The following is a 17,897-nucleotide window of genomic DNA, read 5'->3' on the forward strand; positions in this document are numbered from 1 at the left end:
GATCCCTGAAAGATGATCAGGTTGATAGGTCAGAGGTGGAAGCATGGTGACATGTGGAGCTGACTGATACTAATAGATCGAGGACTTAACCAACGCTTTAAAAAAAATGAAATACCTTCTTATTATCTAGTTTTGAAGGAATGAAAATTCTTCAAAAATGAATATAGTCTGGCAATGATGGCGAAGAGGTCACACCCGTACCCATTCCGAACACGGAAGTTAAGTTCTTCAGCGCCGATGGTAGTTGGGGGTTTCCCCCTGTGAGAGTAGGACGTTGCCAGGCTGTTCATTTAAATCTTTAAATGGGTTTTAGGAAACATTATATTATTCCGCAGTAGCTCAGTGGTAGAGCATTCGGCTGTTAACCGAACGGTCGTAGGTTCGAGTCCTACCTGCGGAGCCATATGCTTCCATAGCTCAGTAGGTAGAGCACTTCCATGGTAAGGAAGAGGTCAGCGGTTCGAATCCGCTTGGGAGCTTCCCAATCTATCTATGAACACAAAACAGTTCGGCCCGTTGGTCAAGCGGTTAAGACACCGCCCTTTCACGGCGGTAACACGGGTTCGAATCCCGTACGGGTCACCATTTTAAATCATTAATCCGGAGGATTAGCTCAGCTGGGAGAGCATCTGCCTTACAAGCAGAGGGTCGGCGGTTCGATCCCGTCATCCTCCACCATTTCAATTTTTTACTTGCCGGTGTAGCTCAACTGGTAGAGCAACTGACTTGTAATCAGTAGGTTGGGGGTTCAAGTCCTCTTGCCGGCACCATTTACAACCATATATTGCGGAGGGGTAGCGAAGTGGCTAAACGCGGCGGACTGTAAATCCGCTCCTTTGGGTTCGGCAGTTCGAATCTGCCCCCCTCCACCATTTTAATAAAATCCTGTGGATCAGTTATATATTCTCTTTATTGGGGAATTATATGATTACCACCTTTTTATTTTGTTGAATATTAATTATTGCATATCATATATTGGGCTATAGCCAAGCGGTAAGGCAACGGATTTTGATTCCGTCATGCGAAGGTTCGATCCCTTCTAGCCCAGCCATTTGCGGAAGTAGTTCAGTGGTAGAATACAACCTTGCCAAGGTTGGGGTCGCGGGTTCGAATCCCGTCTTCCGCTTAATATATTTCATATCCCTTAGGGGCCTTAGCTCAGCTGGGAGAGCGCCTGCCTTGCACGCAGGAGGTCAGCGGTTCGATCCCGCTAGGCTCCACCATCAACTACATACACCAAAACTTACGTCTTAAGCCAAAAATGGTTTAAGACTTTTTTTTGTTTAAGGCATAGTTGGGTATACTAATCGCAAGAAAGATCTTCTTTCCCCAAAAACATATGTGATAGGAAAACGTGCATCTTTATACATGGAAATGTCGAGTTGAACCAACCGGCATATACGATATAAAATGGTGGAAAGGGGGAATTGTATGTCTATTCAGAAAATTTCCGTCATCGGGTTGCCTATGGACCTTGGTCAAGCAAGGCGAGGGGTTGATATGGGACCTAGTGCCATTCGCTGCGCAGAGATTGTCGAGCGGCTTGAAAGGTTGAATATAGAAGTAGAGGATTTAGGGGATATAATTGTGGGGCGTCCTGAAAATGCAGATGAGCCTGGGACAAATCTAAAAAACTTACAGCTTGTAGCAAAGGGTAACACCCTGCTTGCCACAAAAGTTGATGAAATAATAGAAGGAGGCTCCTTTCCGCTTGTATTGGGAGGAGACCATTCGATAGCCATAGGTACATTGGCAGGAGTCTCAAAGCACTATGAAAAATTAGGTGTGATTTGGTACGACGCACACGGGGATTTAAATACGGAAGATACTTCACCATCCGGGAATATACACGGTATGCCCCTGGCTGTCAGTATCGGGCTTGGACATCCGGACCTAATCAATATCCATGGTTTTGCTCCAAAAGTGAAACCGGAAAACATCGTAATAATTGGGGCAAGGTCATTGGATGAAGGGGAAAAAGAACTTATCCGTGAGAAAGGGATTAAGGTATTCACGATGCATGAGATCGACCGTTTGGGAATGACACGGGTCATGGAAGAATGCATTGATTACCTAAGGGAAAGAACGGATGGCGTCCACCTTTCATTGGATTTGGATGGAGTTGACCCAGCAGATGCACCCGGAGTGGGGACACCGGTGATTGGTGGTATAAGCTATCGGGAAAGTCATTTGGCCATGGAAATGCTTGCGGAATCCAACTTGATTACATCAGCTGAATTCGTAGAGGTGAATCCCATTTTAGATGAGCGAAATAAGACGGCGATCGTTGCCGTGGCCCTAATGGGTTCGCTATTTGGAGAAAAATTATTATAACTGAAAATTAAAAGAAACAGTAACCGGCTTGTAATGGGTTACTGTTTTTTATATGCTAGAAGACGTAGGTTTATTTTCCAGGGTGTATGTAACAGGAACATAGTTATAGATAGATGGTTGCAATCGTATATCCGTATTCACTTGAGAGCACGTCTGTCTGTGAGATCTCCATTTTTAGTTAAATGGATGTATTGGATGATTAAAGAATCCAGTTTGCTGCTAACTTCAACAACCTCATTATCCACCATCGAAGAACGAGAAGCCAAAAACATCATCTTCTGTCTGTATTGTTCAATATGGTCTAAAATTTGTTCAGCAGTCATATAGAATCACTCCCTTGAATTTTACAATTTCTTACTATATAGCCCTGTTTTTTTTTTCTTAAACATAAAATGTAAAACTTTGTTAAAATTAATGTATTAAATTTTTGAAACCTTTTAGCTTACGATTCGTAGTAATCGTATAGCCGCATGAGCGGGGGTAATACCGGAAAATGGATGCACTCATTAAAGAGAGAATTAATCAAGTATTAAAGGGAGACCATAATGCATTTGGAGAAATTGTCGAAATTTACAAGGACAAAGTTTTCCAAATATGTTTCAGGATGCTCGGAAACAGGCAAGAAGCAGAAGATTTGGCACAAGAGGCCTTTGTAAGGGCCTACGTGAATATTCGGAGTTTCAATATAACTATGAAATTTTCTACATGGTTATATCGGATTGCGACCAATCTTTGTATTGACCGGCTTCGCAAGAAAAAACCGGACTACTATCTGGATGCAGAGGTGGCAGGAACAGAGGGATTGAATATGTATTCCCAAATTGCATCGGATATGGCGAAACCCGAGGAAGAAGTTGAATCTTTAGAACTGCAGGAAACGATTCAAGTGGAAATAATGAAATTGCCCGAGAAATACCGATCGGTAATCGTATTGAAGTATATTGAAGAGTTATCATTAAAGGAAATCAGTGAAATACTCGATTTGCCGGTCGGTACGGTTAAGACGAGGATACATCGCGGTCGGGAAGCCTTGCGTAAACAACTACGCCATTTATAAAAAGAAGGTGAGAAAAATGAACTGCCATGAGGAAATCATTGAATATATGCATGATTATTTAGATGAGGACATCAAACCGGAGCATAAAGAAGTTTTACGGGAGCACTTGCATAACTGTGCTGAATGCCGGGATTACTTTCATGAAATGAAAAAGGCGGTCGCTCTTGTACAAAGCACTTCCCATATAAAGGCCCCTGATGACTTTACAGCAAATGTTATGGCTCAATTGCCAAAGGAAACGAAAACAACAGGTGCCAAACGTTGGTTCAAAAGCCATCCCTTCATGACAGCGGCAGCGATGTTCATCATATTGATGACAGGATCTGTTTTTTCCACTTATAATCAGGACGAACATTTTTCAGTATCAAAGCAGCCTAACTTAGTGGTCGATGGTGAAACGGTGATTGTGCCTGAGGGTGAGACAATCAAGGGAAATGTGGTAGTTCAAAATGGTAACATTCAAATAGATGGTGAAGTAGAGGGAGATGTAACAGTCATAAATGGGCATAAATATATGTCTAAAGCAGGGAATGTGACTGGGAGCATCCATGTTATTGACCAAGCTTTTGAGTGGATGTGGTATAAAGTAAAGGACACTGCAACCTCGTTGGTTCCTGCTAAAGAGGAGAAAAAGGAATAAGGAATAGAAGCTGGGAGGGGGCACCGTTTTTCACTTACGGTGACCTCGCTCAGCTTTATTTTTTAAAGTAAAGGGGAATCATTTTTCATGATCCTTTTTTCCTATGTAAATTTCTCACACTAGTTTTTAGATGTATCATTTAAAAAATGGTATACTATTAAGGTTATCGTATATAGATTGTAATTGGTATTTGGAGTAATACTGACTGGAGGAAACAACATGTCTTTAACCAATTTGACAGTTTGGGACTATGTAGTAAATTTCATTGATATTCTCCTTGTATGGTTTGTGATATATAAATTGTTAACTATTATTCGAGGCACGAAGTCTATTCAGCTGCTAAAAGGAATTTTTGTAATTGTCATTGTAAAAAGCTTAAGCAACCTGTTTGGTTTCAATACACTCGGATGGTTAATGGCACAAGTCATGAATTGGGGAGTATTGGCGATTCTCGTCATTTTTCAACCTGAACTGAGAAGGGCACTTGAACAATTAGGACGCGGGAAGCTCTTTGCAAGGGGCACCGTTCCAGAAGAGAATCAGCAAGAGCGTTTAGTCGAAGAAATCCTAAAGGCGTCCACCTATATGGCAAAAAGGCGTATAGGAGCCTTGATTACGATAGAAAAAGGTACGGAGCTTGGGGATTATGTTGAAACGGGGATACCCCTAAAATCCTATATTTCTTCAGAACTGCTCATTAATATCTTCATCCCTAATACGCCGCTCCATGATGGCGCAGTTATTTTGCAAAATAACCAGGTGGCGGCTGCAGCCTGCTATTTGCCATTATCAGAGAGTCCATTCATTTCAAAGGAACTTGGCACACGGCATAGGGCAGCCATAGGCATGAGTGAAGTTACGGATAGTCTTACGATTGTCGTTTCAGAAGAAACGGGAGGAATATCCGTCACTAAAAACGGGGAACTTTACCGGGATTTGAATCAAGAATCATTTAAGGCCATGCTTACAAGTGAACTGGTAGTGGAAAACATCAAATCAACTTCCTCAAGCATCTTTAACTGGAGGGGGAAAAAGAATGGATAAATTCACCAATAGTGCTTGGTTTATGAGAATCGTAGCTTTTGCCTTGGCAGCACTTTTGTTCATTTCCATTAACTTTGAGATGGAGTCGGATAAAAAATCGCTTGGTTTATCGACAGCCCCTGAAATCAGTACGGAGACCATCGAAAATGTACCGGTTGAAGTCTACTATGACCGTGAGAATCTAGTGGTGAGCGGAGTGCCGGAGACGGTTGATGTTACGCTTAAGGGAGCAAAAAGCCTCTTGATAAATGCGAAAAACCAAAGGGACTTTAAAGTGTATGTAGACCTTTCTGATCCTGCAATCTCAATGGGGGACAGAACTGTCACATTTAAAATAAGTGAGTTGAATGAAAAGTTAGTGGCGACGATCGATCCGGAATATGCCGAAGTCAACGTTCAGGAACGGGTAACGAAGGAATTCTCCGTTGAAGCCGAGTATAATAGCTCTTTACTTGAAGAGGGATATACCGCTGGTCAGCCAACAGTCAGCCCGAAAACTGTCAAAATAACGGGTGCTAAAGATGCGATTGAACAAATTTCGTATGTAAAGGCAAACCTTGAAATAAGTAAGGGACTTAACGAAACGGTGAACGGCAAGGCAACCGTTAAAGCCCTGGACAGGGACTTGAATAAGCTGGATGTCACGATTGAGCCATCTTCAGTTGCCGTTTCCTTAAAAGTGAGCATTCCTTCCAAGACGGTTTCTATAGAACCGAACCAAACTGGCAAGACAAAGGATGGCATCAGGATCACAAGTATGAGTGTCGACCCAAAAGAGGTCACCTTATTCGGTTCGGAATCGGACCTGGAGAAAATAGATGAAATAAATCTTCCTGTAAATATCTCGAAAATCGATGGTGATACAGAACTGGAACTCGATCTTAATAAACCGGAAAGTGTACAAAAAATGTCCTTGGGTAAGGTAAAGGTCAAGATTCGCACCGAGAAAGTTGATGTGGATGAAGAGAGTGCAGAGCCAGTCGTAGAAGAGGAAGAACCTGAAACTGAACAAAAACAAGAAGAGCAAGTAGTCGAAGAAGAAGCAGAAAAAGAAAAAGATGAAACTGCTGCCATTGAGTCTAAAACTTTCAACAATATACAAATTGTGCCTGTGGGCATACAGGATGACCAAGATGCCGAATTGGAATCCGATGTAACTAGCATCACTTTGCTTGGTGAGGCGGATGATTTGAAGAAAATAACTAAAGACGACATTAATCTTACAGTAGATGTGAGTAATTTAGATGAAGGTACGCATGATGTGGAATTGGCGGTATCAGTGCCTGAGGGAATGGAATGGGAACTGGATTCTGAAACGATTTCGGTCACCATCACACAAAAAGACGAAGAGACATGACCTTGCTTTAACATCATCATTTAATTCAGTAACGATTCGAAGAAGGAGCGATAAAGATGGGTAAATATTTTGGAACAGACGGAGTAAGGGGTATAGCGAATAGCGAATTAACACCGGAGTTGGCATTTAAACTAGGCCGTTTTGGTGGCTATGTTCTTACTAGAAATACAGAAAAACCCAAAGTGCTGATAGGGCGCGATACTCGTATTTCAGGTGAAATGCTGGAAGGTGCGCTTGTTGCCGGTCTTTTATCCATTGGGGCTGAAGTGATGCGCCTTGGGGTCATTTCGACACCGGGAGTTGCCTATTTAACAAAGGCCTTAAGTGCTGAAGCAGGTGTCATGATTTCCGCTTCGCATAATCCGGTAGCGGATAATGGCATTAAATTCTTTGGACCGGATGGGTTTAAGTTATCCGATGATCAAGAAGCGGAAATTGAAGCACTATTAGATATGGAAAAGGATGAACTTCCACGCCCGGTTGGCGGAGATTTAGGCCATTTGAACGATTATTTCGAAGGAGGGCAAAAGTATCTCCAGTACTTGAAACAATCAGTGGATGAAGACTTTACAGGCATTCATGTTGCTCTTGATTGTGCACATGGGGCGACATCTGCCTTGGCTATGCATCTGTTTGCAGATCTTGATGCAGACATCTCTACAATGGGGGCATCGCCTAATGGCTTGAACATTAATGATAAGGTAGGTTCCACTCACCCTGAAGCACTTGCTGAATTCTTAAAAGAAAAAGGTGCGGATGTTGGACTTGCTTTCGATGGTGACGGAGACCGTGTCATTGCCATAGATGAAAAAGGAAATATAGTGGACGGCGACCAAATCATGTATATCTGTGCGAAATACTTGAAAGAAAATAACCGTCTGAAACAGGGAACAGTGGTTTCTACGATCATGAGCAACCTTGGTTTTTATAAAGGTCTTGAAGAGCATGGCATACAAAGCGCCCAGACGGCAGTGGGGGATCGCTATGTGGTCGAGGAGATGCGAAAAGGCGGCTATAACCTTGGCGGTGAACAATCCGGACATATCATCTTCCTGGACTATAACACGACAGGTGATGGTTTATTGACGGGCTTACAGCTTGTGAACATCATGAGCGATACCCAAAAAACCTTATCGGAGCTTGCTGGCGAGATGAAGAAATATCCACAAACGCTTATCAATGTAAGGGTTACCGATAAACACGCTGTAACCGATAATGATAAGGTACAGGAAGTCATCAAGGCTGTTGAAGGGGAAATGAACGGGAACGGCCGTATTTTGGTGAGACCATCCGGTACTGAACCGCTAGTCCGTGTTATGGCTGAAGCACCGACAGTTGAGGAATGCACTAATTATGTAGATCGGATCGTCGCAGTTGTAAGAGCGGAAATGGGAATAAACGAATAACCAATCCTATGCATAAAAGGAACGAAATTTCCTTTTATGCATATTTTTATAAAGAAGTTCTTTTTCGCAGGTCTTGGTAATAAATAATTGACCTATGTCCCTTGTTTAAGGTATGATTATCCTGATTTACAACTTATTTTCTTGAAAATGGTTGTTTTAAAAAGGAGGGTAGGCAAGGAGAAACGGATTCACAAAAGCGCCTGAACTAAGTCTGGACGAGAAATGGCTTAGTTGACGAGGAGGAGGTTTATCGAATGATCGGCGGATACCTCCCGGCTGAAGTGCACAGCCGCAATAATTCCAATCTTAAAACAGTAGGGCAACTTACTGCACAAAGGGTTGGAAGTGCACAATGGGAAAAAGTGCTTTAGGGCATTTCCTTTATAAAAATATATATCAGAGATGAGGGGGCAGGGATGCCCCCGTGCATTCCTGTTCCCTCGAATCGGTTGGAGGAACAGAAATTATGTGTGGAATTGTTGGATATATTGGACTTAACGATGCAAAGGAAATTTTATTAAAAGGTCTTGAAAAACTTGAATATCGCGGTTATGACTCTTCAGGGATTGCTGTGAGAAATGAAGCAGGCGTGACAATCTTTAAGGAAAAGGGAAGAATCGCGGACTTACGAGCAGCCGTGGATGAAAATACTATGGCACATACCGGAATTGGACATACGCGCTGGGCCACCCATGGTGTGCCAAGCCGTGAAAATGCCCATCCTCACCAAAGTAATTCAGGTCGATTGACTTTAGTTCATAATGGGGTCATTGAAAACTATGCGATTCTAAAACGTGAATATTTGAAGGATGTTGCCTTTAAAAGTGAAACGGATACGGAAGTCATCGTTCAACTGATAGAGAAGTTCGTGAACGAGGGCATGGAAGTGGAAGAGGCGTTCCGTCAAACACTCACTCTATTAGAGGGTTCATATGCAATTGCCCTATTGGATGCTGAAAATGATGAAACCATCTTAGTCGCAAAAAATAAAAGCCCGCTGCTGATCGGCGTCGGAAAAGACTTTAACGTTGTCGCTTCGGATGCAATGGCGATGTTGCAAGTCACAGATCAATTCCTTGAACTGATGGATAAGGAAATGGTCATCGTTACAAATGAAAAGGTAACGATCAAGAACCTTTCCAACGAAGAAGTTATGCGTGTTCCATACACTGCTGAACTGGATGCGAGTGATATTGAAAAAGGTACGTATCCTCACTATATGCTTAAGGAAGTCGACGAGCAGCCAGCTGTCATACGTAAAATCATTCAAGCATACCAAAATGAAGAAGGTAAACTTGCAATCGATTATAACATTACTGAAGCCGTAAGTGAGGCTGACCGTATTTATATTATTGCTTGCGGAACCAGCTATCATGCAGGGTTGATTGGTAAGCAATTCATCGAAAAAATGACTGAAATTCCGGTTGAGGTACATGTGGCATCGGAATTCACTTACAATATGCCGTTATTATCGAAAAAACCGTTATTCATCTTCATTTCACAAAGTGGTGAAACTGCAGATAGCCGTGCCGTATTAGTGTCCATCAAAGCGCTTGGTCATAAAGCCCTGACCATCACGAACGTACCTGGCTCTACATTGTCACGTGAAGCGGATTATACGCTCTTGCTGCATGCTGGCCCTGAAATTGCCGTTGCCTCTACAAAGGCCTACACAGCTCAAGTGGCAGTCTTATCAATCTTGGCAAATGTTACTGGCCAATTCCGTAACATGGAGTATGGTTTCGACCTTGTAAAAGAGCTTGGAATCGTTGCGACGGCAATGGAAGCCCTATGTGATTCGAAAGAAGAGATGGAAGACATTGCCCGTGAATATTTGTCCGTAACGAGAAACTGCTTCTTCATCGGCCGTTCCCTTGACTACTATGTCGTGCTTGAAGGGGCCCTTAAGCTGAAGGAAATTTCATACATCCAGGCTGAAGGCTTTGCTGGCGGAGAGCTTAAACATGGAACGATCGCCTTGATTGAAGAAGGTACACCTGTCATAGCACTTGCTACGCAAGCAGGCGTCAACCTAAGCATCCGTGGTAATGTGAAGGAAGTGGTTGCCCGAGGCGCCAACCCTTGCATCATTTCCATGAAGGGGCTTGAAGAAGAGGATGACCGTTTCGTCATCCCAGAAGTGAATGAACTATTAACACCCCTTATCTCTGTTATCCCGCTGCAGCTCATTGCTTACTACGCAGCCTTGCACCGCGAATGTGACGTGGATAAACCGCGTAATCTTGCGAAAAGTGTAACGGTTGAGTAAGTTGGAATGAATGCAATGTATGTTAAGTAAATCTAAATAAAGATTAACTGTTTATAAAAAGTTGCGAAGCTTTACCCCTTTGGCTATGATTAGCCAAAGGGGTATTTTTTTGTCTAAAACAATGAGAACCTCTCAAGTTGACAAGTGGTTTAAAGCAGGCCAAGGAATAGGAAAAGGTGTGCAGTGACAATAAAGTTGTTTAATGCAATCTATCAAATCCATCAGCAGGTAATCACGGCATCCATTAGAGCAAAGTTAAAGATCTTCCTATGGTGCATTGTTGAAAGAAACCCATATTGGCATTAAATTTAGGCGATGTTGAAAATGAAGTCTTTATAAAATTTTTTTAATTTAGGAGAGAATAACATGGAAGTTTTTGCAGAATTTTTAGCGAATATTGATAACCCGCAACATAGGGAAAAAACGGAAGAAGTCTTTGCTTGGGTAACTAAGAAATTTCCAAATTTAATGCCCAAAATTGCGTGGAATCAGCCTATGTTTACCGATCATGACACATATATTATTGGCTTTAGCGTAGCCAAACATCATTTGGCTGTTGCCCCTGAAAAGGCAGGGATTGATCATTTTTCAGAAAAAATCGTGCAGGCTGGCTATGATCACACCAAGCAGTTGGTACGTATCAAGTGGGACAGTCCGGTTGATTATTCATTACTTGAGAAAATGATAGAGTTTAATATTTTTGATAAGGCAGACTGTTCAACTTTTTGGCGGAAATAAAAAAAAATCGGATTATCAAGGGTGTAATTAATTTTAATCAAAATTTTATTCTAAACCAACAAATAGATTTTAAAAACAGCTGCCATTGCAGCTGTTTTATATTACTGAAAATTAAAAATGAACTATAAAATCACAAAACCCTTCACGAATTAGGAAGCATAATGGTGAAGGTCGTTCCCTTTTCGAGTTCACTTTTCACGGATATTGTCCCTTCATGCATCTCTATAATTCTTTTCACGATGGATAGACCTAGACCGCTGCCGCTTTTTGAGCGTTCCCTTGCCAGGTCGGCTTTATAGAATCGCTCGAATATATGGAACTGGTCGGCTTCGGAAATGCCGATTCCATTGTCGGATATCGTTATGGATGCCAGGCTATCAATCTGTTGTAATCGAATCGTGATCTTTCCGCGATGGCGGGTGAATTTGATACTATTGTGTATTAAATTCGTCCATACTTGGCTCATTAAATCCTGGTCAGCAACTATTGGAACCTTTTCTAAGGATATATCCAATTCGAGTTCTTTTTCCAACCAAGCGGGTTCACAAGCCAAAATAATGGTTCGTATTTGCTGATCCAGCCGGAAACTTGACCTTTCAAAAGGGTGATGCTCGGATTCAAGGGATGTAAGCTTTAGAAGGTTATCACTTAATTTAGATAATCTCCGGCTCTCTGTCTCAATTATATGAAGATAATGATTTCGTTCTTCGATTGTCAGCTTATTAAATTGAAGAGCTTGGGCAAATCCTACAATGGAGGTAAGGGGCGAATGTATTTCGTGTGAGACGTTAGAGATGAATTCCTGCCGCATTTCTTCCATTTGCTTCAATTGCTTGGCCATGTGATTGAAGTGGTTAATGATATCCGTCATTTCGTTTTTCTTGCCCGTTTTAAAATCCAATTGTACATTATAATCGCCATTTGCTATTTTCCTTAAGGCATCTATGATCTCGAGGTAAATATTTACCCGTTTATTGTTATGGATAGCGCGGATAAGGTAACCGATGGATATCATGATTGCGATGCTTGTCATGATAGTGGCCAGAAACCGAACATAATCGGTTAACCTTAAGGGCAATAGTTCAATGATATAATAACCGGCGGAAAAGCAAATTGAAATAAACGTAACAAAAAATAGCGTGCCAAACATTTGTTTGAAAAATCGATTGCTTCTCATCTCGTTATCTCCAAACGGTAGCCCAATCCCCAAATCGTTTTAATCCGGAAGGGGAATTCCGATTCTGAAAACCGTTCTCGCACTCTTTTAATATGAACATCGACAGTTCGTTCATCACCTTCATAATCATAGCCCCAAATGTCTTCGATAAGATATTCCCTGGAAAAAGTTTTTCCAGGATAGCTTGCTAATTTAAACAACAATTCGAATTCTTTTAAGGGAATCGTATATTCCTGTTCTTTGAATGAAATTTCATGTGTGTTGCGATTCATCTTTAATTCACCGATATTTAATGTTTGTGAAATAGTGATTTTATAGCGTTTTAGTAATGCCTTTATTCTCAGAATCAATTCGATCGGTTCAAATGGCTTTACAAGATAATCATCTGCCCCAAGCCCGAAACCTTTTACTTTCTGTGTTGTTTCCCCTTTTGCAGTCAGCATTAAAATGGGGATATCACTAAATTCCCGTAACTCCTTGCATAATTGCCATCCATCCATGTTAGGCATCATAATGTCGATGACTGCCAAATCGATTTTCACTTTCTCCATTACTTTCAATGCTTGCAGTCCATCTGAGGCTTCATATAAAATCGAATCCTTCTTTTCTTAACAACAGGTTTATAAGTTCGCGAATATGTGCATCATCATCGACTATCAATATTTTTGTCATCCTTCTTCTTTCCTTTCGGTGAATTAGGCCAGTTCAAGTTTGTGCAACTGCTGTTCAGCAAATTCGCGATATAGTGAGTGCGTATTATATAGCTCTTTATGTGTTCCACTACCTGTTATTTTCCCTTTTTCAAGGAAGATGATTTGATCTGAACCGATAACGGTCGATAGGCGGTGGGCGATGACTATTGTTGTTCGGCCTTTCATTAAATCATTCAATGCCTGTTGAACCACTTTTTCTGATTTGCTGTCTAGGCTGGAGGTAGCTTCATCAAGCATTAATATTTTGGGGTTTCTTAAAAATGCACGAGCGATCGCGATTCTTTGTCTTTGACCGCCTGATAATTTCATGCCCCTTTCACCAACCTCTGTATCATATCCGTTCGGAAGATCAGATATGAACTGATCTGCATACGCCATTTTAGCCACTTGATTTAATTCCCCATCCGTTATATCCCGATCGATGCCATAACAAATATTATCTCGAATTGTACCTGATACAATCGGGCTTTCTTGTGAAACATATCCAATTTGGCTTCTCCATGAAAGCAGTGTGAAATCATTTATGGATTTCCCGCCTATGGAAATGGACCCTTGCTGTGGTTTATAGAAACGCTCGAATAACGAAAAAAGGGTCGTTTTTCCGCTGCCGCTTGGGCCGACAATTGCAGTGACCTTTCCGGCTTCAACGTTAAAGCTTATATCTTTAAGTATCTGTTCTCCATTATTATAACTATAGTTCAGGTTCTCCACGCTGATTGATTGACTTATATTTTGAACTGGCTGCATCGCATCTTCTTCCTCCACTGAATCCAGAATGGAAATGATGCGCTCTGTTGCACCCGTTGCTTTTTGGAATTGTGTAAAGAAACTGGCTAATTGAGCCATTGGCATGATTATTTGGAAAAGATACATGATGAATGCAACTAGAGCTCCAGCTGTCAGGGCTCCTGAAGAAACGCGCATTCCCCCATAACCTAAAATCAGCACGAGTAATGCCATCATTACAAAACTCATTAGCGGCGCAATCAACGCTTGGATTTTTGCCTCTTTTAATCCGAATTGAAATAATTTATGGATTCCTTTTTTTCCATTTTGATATTCCAAAGCTTCTGCATTCGAAGCTTTAACAAGGCGTATTTCCGTTAGCACCTGCTGAAGGACTGCGGTGAAGCTTGCTGTCTCGTCCTGCATCCCTTTTGAAATTTTATGCATTTTTTTCCCTAATGGCATTAATATCAAAACAGAGAGTGGAATTACAGTGAACATCAATAATGTCATTTTCCAATCCAATACGAATAACACGATCATGGAGCCTACGATGGAAATGATTCCAGTAACGAAATTTGAGAGGTGTTCAGAAATTAATCCCTTAACTACAGTTGTATCATTTGTCATTCGGCTGACTGTTTCCCCCGATGGATGTTCATCAAAATAACTCACGGGTAATACGAGTAATTTTTTCCATAGTTGATCGCGGATACCCGCCACTACAGATTGACCGATCCGATTTAATAAATAGATGGAAAATCCACTGGCCAATGCTTGAACAATGATGGCAAGAACGAGAAGTGTGATCCGTTCAGTGCTTAGTGAACTGATTGAAAAATCATTAATTAGATTTTTTGTGAATAAAGGGACTAATAAACCTACACCTGTTGTACCTAGGCTTAATGCTAATGCAATCCCTATCATTAGTTTAGAAGGCTTCGTCTGTTGAACCAACCGAATGAACTGGCGGCATCCTTTTTGATTTTTTGCTTCTGACATATGTATATACATCCTTTCTTGATTTTCATTACAGAGAAGTATATAAAGAAGTTATGAATTGAATATGAACTAGTCTTAGTTATTCCACGAAAATTCTGGTGAACCTTTTCTGAATGATAAAGTTGAAAAAATATGGCGGACACTTAAAATAGTGTCGGCTTTTTTTAGGATCTCAAGACTAGGTCGGATAGGTAAAAAGAAATAGTGGTATCTTGATTTTTAATAATAAATACCTATATAAGCTAAAAACTTACCGGTTTTAACCGATTAAATATGGAGATACAAAAAACAGTATAAGTTAGGTGGAAAAAATGATTATTTTGAATGAGTCCATTGTGTCGCCAATTCTTCTAAAGGTGTTAGAGGAAAAGCAAATTCCAGTGCTGGAACAAGGGCAATGGAGAGATAGATTAACATCAGAAAAGCTAAACATTCAAAAGGATACAGAATTTTTCAAGTCCATGGAAATGGACAAAAGAATTCTTACAAACTCTGAAAATGGCATAACATTATTAGGTCATTTTCAACCGAATAGCAATGAATACATTTGGTCAAAGTTATTGAAGGATAAGAGTCAGGTACGAAATTTGACGAAATCTTTATATCCTGATTTCTATTTCCAAGATATTGATTTATCCATTATAAGTGACCTGGATAAAAATCAAATACCGTTTCCGGTAGTTATCAAACCCAATATTGGCTATTCAAGTGTAGGGGTGCACAAAGTCAAGAATGAGCAGGATTGGGATATAGCCGTGAACCAGCTTAAAGCGGATTTACTTCATTCGGATGGATTATATGATTCAGAGGTGATCGGTTCCCAGACCGTTTTAATAGAAGAGTGGATTCAGGGTGAAGAGTATGCCATTGATGGTTATTACAATCAAGATGGTGAACCGGTCATTTTGAATGTCTTTAAGCGACTATTCAAGGATGATTACGATACTTCCGATCGAATTTATTATACTTCGAAGTTGGTCATTAATGAAATCTATCATGATGCACTAAAGTTCATGAGGAATATCCAAACGGTCCTTCCACTTAGGAATTACCCGGTACACTTTGAAATTCGCAAAAAAGGAAACCGGGTGATACCCATCGAAATCAATCCCTTGCGTTTTGCCGGGGCGGGTACAACGGATCTAGGTTACCATGCCTATGGTATGAATATGTATGAACACTATTTTTCAGGAACGAAACCCGATTGGAATCGGATATTGGAAGAATGGACGATCATATATATAGCTTTTTCTTTGCAGAGGTTCCACTGGAAATCAATCTGGAAGATGTTGCACGTATTGATCATGAAGGACTTCGTCATGAATTCGAACATTTTTTGGAATATAGGCAGCTTCCTTTCCAAAATGACCGGAGCATGGCCATCATCTTTTATAGAAGTGAGGATTTGAATAAAAATCTCCTATTGCTTCATTTGGATTTAATACCATATTTGACTATAAAACACCTGGTTTTCAACTAAGGGGGGCATGGAAATGAGATTTTCAAAGCTGAATCCTAAAAAATCTCTATTGGCAAAACTATTCTTGTTTTATATTATTCCTTTCGTACTTTTCGCAGGGGCCATGGGCCTTTGCTTTTCCTATATTACTAATAAAATGATCAATGAGAATGTCCTTCCGCAATTCGATGATCGTCTTTCTGAAAATGCCCACAGTTTGGCAGCAAGCCTCAATCCCACTTTGATAAACAAGGCTTCGGTACGGGGAGAAGAGATTAAGCGGGAGTTGGATGCCTTTGTTAAAGATAAAAAGGGAATCGAATATGTTTATGTTTTGAAGCGGGAGAACGATAATGACATGATTGTAGCCTTGAACGGCAGCGAGGACTACATGGTGGAATCCCCCTTCACGCCGGAACAGGCAAAATCGATAAATGGAAAAGAAGATGTATTAAGTGAAATATATAAAGATAAGTGGGGTACACACAAGTCATACTTTACGCCAATCGATGGAACGGACGCGATTGTCGGAATCGATATGGATGCAAAATTCATTGATGAATTGAAAAGCACAATGATATTCTATAATATCTTATTTCTGGCAAGTGCCATTATATTAGGTGTGTTATGCGCCGTTGTCATCGGGAAAAAGATTTCGGGACCCGTCAATGAACTTGTTGGTTACACGAATGAAATGGCAAAAGGGGACTTAAGTAAATCGATTCCCGTTGGTAGACAGGATGAGATTGGCGATCTGTCAAATGGATTTGAAGATATGAGATTAAGTTTGGCGCATATTATCCAGAATGTCCGTGAACATGCCCAAACGATGAATCAAACGACAGTGTCCATTCAGCAATCCTTTGAAGAGATGGTGGAATCCTATGGCCAGATAGTGACGGGGACAACGGAAGAAGCAAAAGCTTCGGAAGAACGTGCCCATCATATTGACCGAATTTCCAATATGATCAGTGACTTATCGGATACAATCCGTTTGATGAACGAGCAAACGAATGAAATGAATGAATTTACGATGCATACGAATACACTTGCTGAACAAGGAAGTAAGCAAGTGCAAGATGTAACGAGCCAGATGGATAAAATCATGGAAAACGGCCAAGCGAACAAAGCCAATTTGGTGAGCCTGGAAGAGGATGTAGTGAAGATAAATGAAGTGATTGGTCTAATTAGGGTGATTGCTTCTCAAACGAACCTGCTATCCCTGAATGCTTCCATTGAAGCGGCACGGGCGGGGGATGCGGGCAGAGGTTTTGCCGTAGTCGCTCAAGAGGTGCAAAAATTGGCTGTGCAAACAGATGAATCCATCGATATCATTTCAGAATCCATTATGCGGATTAATGAACAAACAGCCAAAGTCATCCAAAATAATGATGAGAGTTTTCAGGATATATTAAATGGTGTTTCCTTAGTGGAAAACAATGGCGAGATTTTCAATAAGATATTTGAATCCGTAGAGAAATTGCTGAAAGGCACGGAACAATTAGCCGCCCATTCGAAAAAAATCAATGAGTCTTCGGATGAAAGCCTGGCATCCATTCAGGAAATTGCGGCGATTTCAGAAGAAGGAGTCGCAACAACGGAGCAAATCTCGTCAGCTGCCATTCAACAAAGTACCATAATGACTGGATTGAAGGAACAAAATCAAGATTTAGCAAATGAATCGGCGATTTTAGAAGAAATGGTAGAGAAGTTCATTACCGAAAAATAAATATTTGATGTAAACATCTACAAAAACCTTTCGTTATAACGAGAGGTTTTTGTTTGGATGAATGCATGAAAGAGTTCATGTGTAATAGATAGAGTCACTTTCGTTACTGCTTATTTTTTCATCGAATTGAGAGAGTATTAAAAATTGCTGGAAAAAAGTTTATCCAAACCATTTGCAATCGCTACCATTTAATGTTATGCTTAGTCTTAATTATTTTTGTTCGGTACTAAGGATACTAAAAGTACT

General features: G+C 40.8%; 13 protein-coding genes, 9 tRNA genes, 2 rRNA genes and 1 pseudogene. 21 read left to right on the forward strand and 4 right to left on the reverse strand.

All coding sequences use genetic code 11. The annotated features are described in order from the left end of the window. The 12 genes from V3595_RS26910 to rocF form a co-directional block, all read left to right on the forward strand. A 23S ribosomal RNA gene (locus V3595_RS26910) occupies positions 1 to 93 on the forward strand; the annotation flags it as partial. 74 nt (positions 94 to 167) lie between these two features. Next, positions 168 to 283: ribosomal RNA gene (gene rrf / locus V3595_RS26915) — 5S ribosomal RNA — on the forward strand. 45 nt (positions 284 to 328) lie between these two features. Further along, positions 329 to 403 (forward strand) — tRNA-Asn (locus V3595_RS26920). Between the two features lie 3 nt (positions 404 to 406). Then, positions 407 to 479: transfer RNA gene (locus tag V3595_RS26925), tRNA-Thr, on the forward strand. Between the two features lie 31 nt (positions 480 to 510). Continuing rightward, positions 511 to 585 (forward strand) — tRNA-Glu (locus tag V3595_RS26930). A 17-nt stretch (positions 586 to 602) separates the two neighbouring features. Next, positions 603 to 678, forward strand: a tRNA-Val gene (locus tag V3595_RS26935). A gap of 16 nt (positions 679 to 694) precedes the next feature. Beyond that, positions 695 to 770: transfer RNA gene (locus tag V3595_RS26940), tRNA-Thr, on the forward strand. Positions 771 to 788: 18 nt separating this feature from the next. Then, positions 789 to 872 (forward strand) — tRNA-Tyr (locus V3595_RS26945). 104 nt (positions 873 to 976) lie between these two features. After that, a tRNA-Gln gene (locus tag V3595_RS26950) sits at positions 977 to 1,051 on the forward strand. A gap of 3 nt (positions 1,052 to 1,054) precedes the next feature. Next, positions 1,055 to 1,126, forward strand: a tRNA-Gly gene (locus V3595_RS26955). Between the two features lie 21 nt (positions 1,127 to 1,147). Continuing rightward, a tRNA-Ala gene (locus tag V3595_RS26960) sits at positions 1,148 to 1,223 on the forward strand. A gap of 208 nt (positions 1,224 to 1,431) precedes the next feature. Next, on the forward strand, positions 1,432 to 2,334 hold the full coding sequence (rocF, locus tag V3595_RS26965) for an arginase (RefSeq protein WP_485910895.1): 903 nt from the start codon (positions 1,432 to 1,434) through the stop codon (positions 2,332 to 2,334). A gap of 137 nt (positions 2,335 to 2,471) precedes the next feature. Here the strand turns inward: rocF and V3595_RS26970 are convergent, their stop codons facing one another. Beyond that, complete coding sequence (locus V3595_RS26970) at positions 2,472 to 2,657, reverse strand: aspartyl-phosphate phosphatase Spo0E family protein (RefSeq protein WP_076372678.1); 186 nt, start codon at positions 2,655 to 2,657, stop codon at positions 2,472 to 2,474. A 170-nt stretch (positions 2,658 to 2,827) separates the two neighbouring features. Between V3595_RS26970 and sigW the strand changes: the two genes are divergently transcribed. From sigW to V3595_RS27005, 7 genes are all read left to right on the forward strand, one after another. Beyond that, complete coding sequence (gene sigW / locus V3595_RS26975; RefSeq protein WP_048685727.1) at positions 2,828 to 3,391, forward strand: RNA polymerase sigma factor SigW; 564 nt, start codon at positions 2,828 to 2,830, stop codon at positions 3,389 to 3,391. Positions 3,392 to 3,407: 16 nt separating this feature from the next. After that, positions 3,408 to 4,031: an anti-sigma factor family protein gene (locus tag V3595_RS26980; RefSeq protein WP_485910897.1), complete on the forward strand. Its 624-nt coding sequence runs from the start codon at positions 3,408 to 3,410 to the stop codon at positions 4,029 to 4,031. A 219-nt stretch (positions 4,032 to 4,250) separates the two neighbouring features. Continuing rightward, positions 4,251 to 5,075, forward strand: a complete 825-nt coding sequence (gene cdaA / locus V3595_RS26985) for a diadenylate cyclase CdaA (RefSeq protein WP_485910899.1) — start codon at positions 4,251 to 4,253, stop codon at positions 5,073 to 5,075. Then, on the forward strand, positions 5,068 to 6,432 hold the full coding sequence (locus tag V3595_RS26990; RefSeq protein ID WP_485910901.1) for a CdaR family protein: 1,365 nt from the start codon (positions 5,068 to 5,070) through the stop codon (positions 6,430 to 6,432). The genes cdaA and V3595_RS26990 overlap by 8 nt, the downstream gene beginning before the upstream one ends. A 56-nt stretch (positions 6,433 to 6,488) precedes the next feature. Beyond that, entirely contained in the window at positions 6,489 to 7,838 is a 1,350-nt protein-coding gene (gene glmM / locus V3595_RS26995) for a phosphoglucosamine mutase (protein WP_485910903.1), read from the forward strand. 466 nt (positions 7,839 to 8,304) lie between these two features. Then, positions 8,305 to 10,107, forward strand: coding sequence for a glutamine--fructose-6-phosphate transaminase (isomerizing) (gene glmS / locus V3595_RS27000; RefSeq protein WP_485910905.1), 1,803 nt, complete (start codon positions 8,305 to 8,307; stop codon positions 10,105 to 10,107). A gap of 366 nt (positions 10,108 to 10,473) precedes the next feature. Further along, entirely contained in the window at positions 10,474 to 10,845 is a 372-nt protein-coding gene (locus tag V3595_RS27005) for an iron chaperone (RefSeq protein ID WP_485910907.1), read from the forward strand. Positions 10,846 to 10,987: 142 nt separating this feature from the next. Here the strand turns inward: V3595_RS27005 and V3595_RS27010 are convergent, their stop codons facing one another. From V3595_RS27010 to V3595_RS27020, 3 genes and pseudogenes are all read right to left on the reverse strand, one after another. Further along, positions 10,988 to 12,022, reverse strand: a complete 1,035-nt coding sequence (locus V3595_RS27010) for a sensor histidine kinase (RefSeq protein WP_485910909.1) — start codon at positions 12,020 to 12,022, stop codon at positions 10,988 to 10,990. Then, a pseudogene (locus V3595_RS27015) lies at positions 12,019 to 12,694 on the reverse strand (response regulator). Before V3595_RS27015 ends, V3595_RS27010 begins: the two are co-directional and overlap by 4 nt. A gap of 23 nt (positions 12,695 to 12,717) precedes the next feature. Next, positions 12,718 to 14,469 carry an ABC transporter ATP-binding protein gene (locus V3595_RS27020; RefSeq protein WP_485910939.1) on the reverse strand — a complete coding sequence of 584 codons (1,752 nt, stop codon included), beginning with the start codon at positions 14,467 to 14,469 and terminating at the stop codon, positions 12,718 to 12,720. 305 nt (positions 14,470 to 14,774) lie between these two features. On the opposite strand from V3595_RS27020, the gene V3595_RS27025 reads away from it, so the two are divergent. Beyond that, a complete protein-coding gene (locus V3595_RS27025) occupies positions 14,775 to 15,872 on the forward strand; it encodes an ATP-grasp domain-containing protein (protein WP_485910911.1) in 1,098 nt (365 codons plus the stop codon). Positions 15,873 to 15,956: 84 nt separating this feature from the next. Further along, entirely contained in the window at positions 15,957 to 17,651 is a 1,695-nt protein-coding gene (locus tag V3595_RS27030) for a methyl-accepting chemotaxis protein (protein WP_485910912.1), read from the forward strand. Positions 17,652 to 17,897: the final 246 nt, after the last annotated feature.

Origin of the sequence: Bacillus sp. CFBP9009 (genome assembly GCF_036541465.1) — a bacterium.
GTDB lineage: Bacteria > Bacillota > Bacilli > Bacillales > DSM-1321 > Peribacillus.

Coding starts and splice junctions, on each gene's coding strand:
- V3595_RS27005 (WP_485910907.1), top strand. CDS start 10,474: ATGGAAGTTTTTGCAGAATTTTTAGCGAATATTGATAACCCGCAACAT.
- cdaA (WP_485910899.1), top strand. CDS start 4,251: ATGTCTTTAACCAATTTGACAGTTTGGGACTATGTAGTAAATTTCATT.
- V3595_RS26990 (WP_485910901.1), top strand. CDS start 5,068: ATGGATAAATTCACCAATAGTGCTTGGTTTATGAGAATCGTAGCTTTT.
- rocF (WP_485910895.1), top strand. CDS start 1,432: ATGTCTATTCAGAAAATTTCCGTCATCGGGTTGCCTATGGACCTTGGT.
- V3595_RS26970 (WP_076372678.1), bottom strand. CDS start 2,657: ATGACTGCTGAACAAATTTTAGACCATATTGAACAATACAGACAGAAG.
- glmS (WP_485910905.1), top strand. CDS start 8,305: ATGTGTGGAATTGTTGGATATATTGGACTTAACGATGCAAAGGAAATT.
- V3595_RS27010 (WP_485910909.1), bottom strand. CDS start 12,022: ATGAGAAGCAATCGATTTTTCAAACAAATGTTTGGCACGCTATTTTTT.
- V3595_RS27030 (WP_485910912.1), top strand. CDS start 15,957: ATGAGATTTTCAAAGCTGAATCCTAAAAAATCTCTATTGGCAAAACTA.
- glmM (WP_485910903.1), top strand. CDS start 6,489: ATGGGTAAATATTTTGGAACAGACGGAGTAAGGGGTATAGCGAATAGC.
- V3595_RS26980 (WP_485910897.1), top strand. CDS start 3,408: ATGAACTGCCATGAGGAAATCATTGAATATATGCATGATTATTTAGAT.
- V3595_RS27025 (WP_485910911.1), top strand. CDS start 14,775: ATGATTATTTTGAATGAGTCCATTGTGTCGCCAATTCTTCTAAAGGTG.
- sigW (WP_048685727.1), top strand. CDS start 2,828: ATGGATGCACTCATTAAAGAGAGAATTAATCAAGTATTAAAGGGAGAC.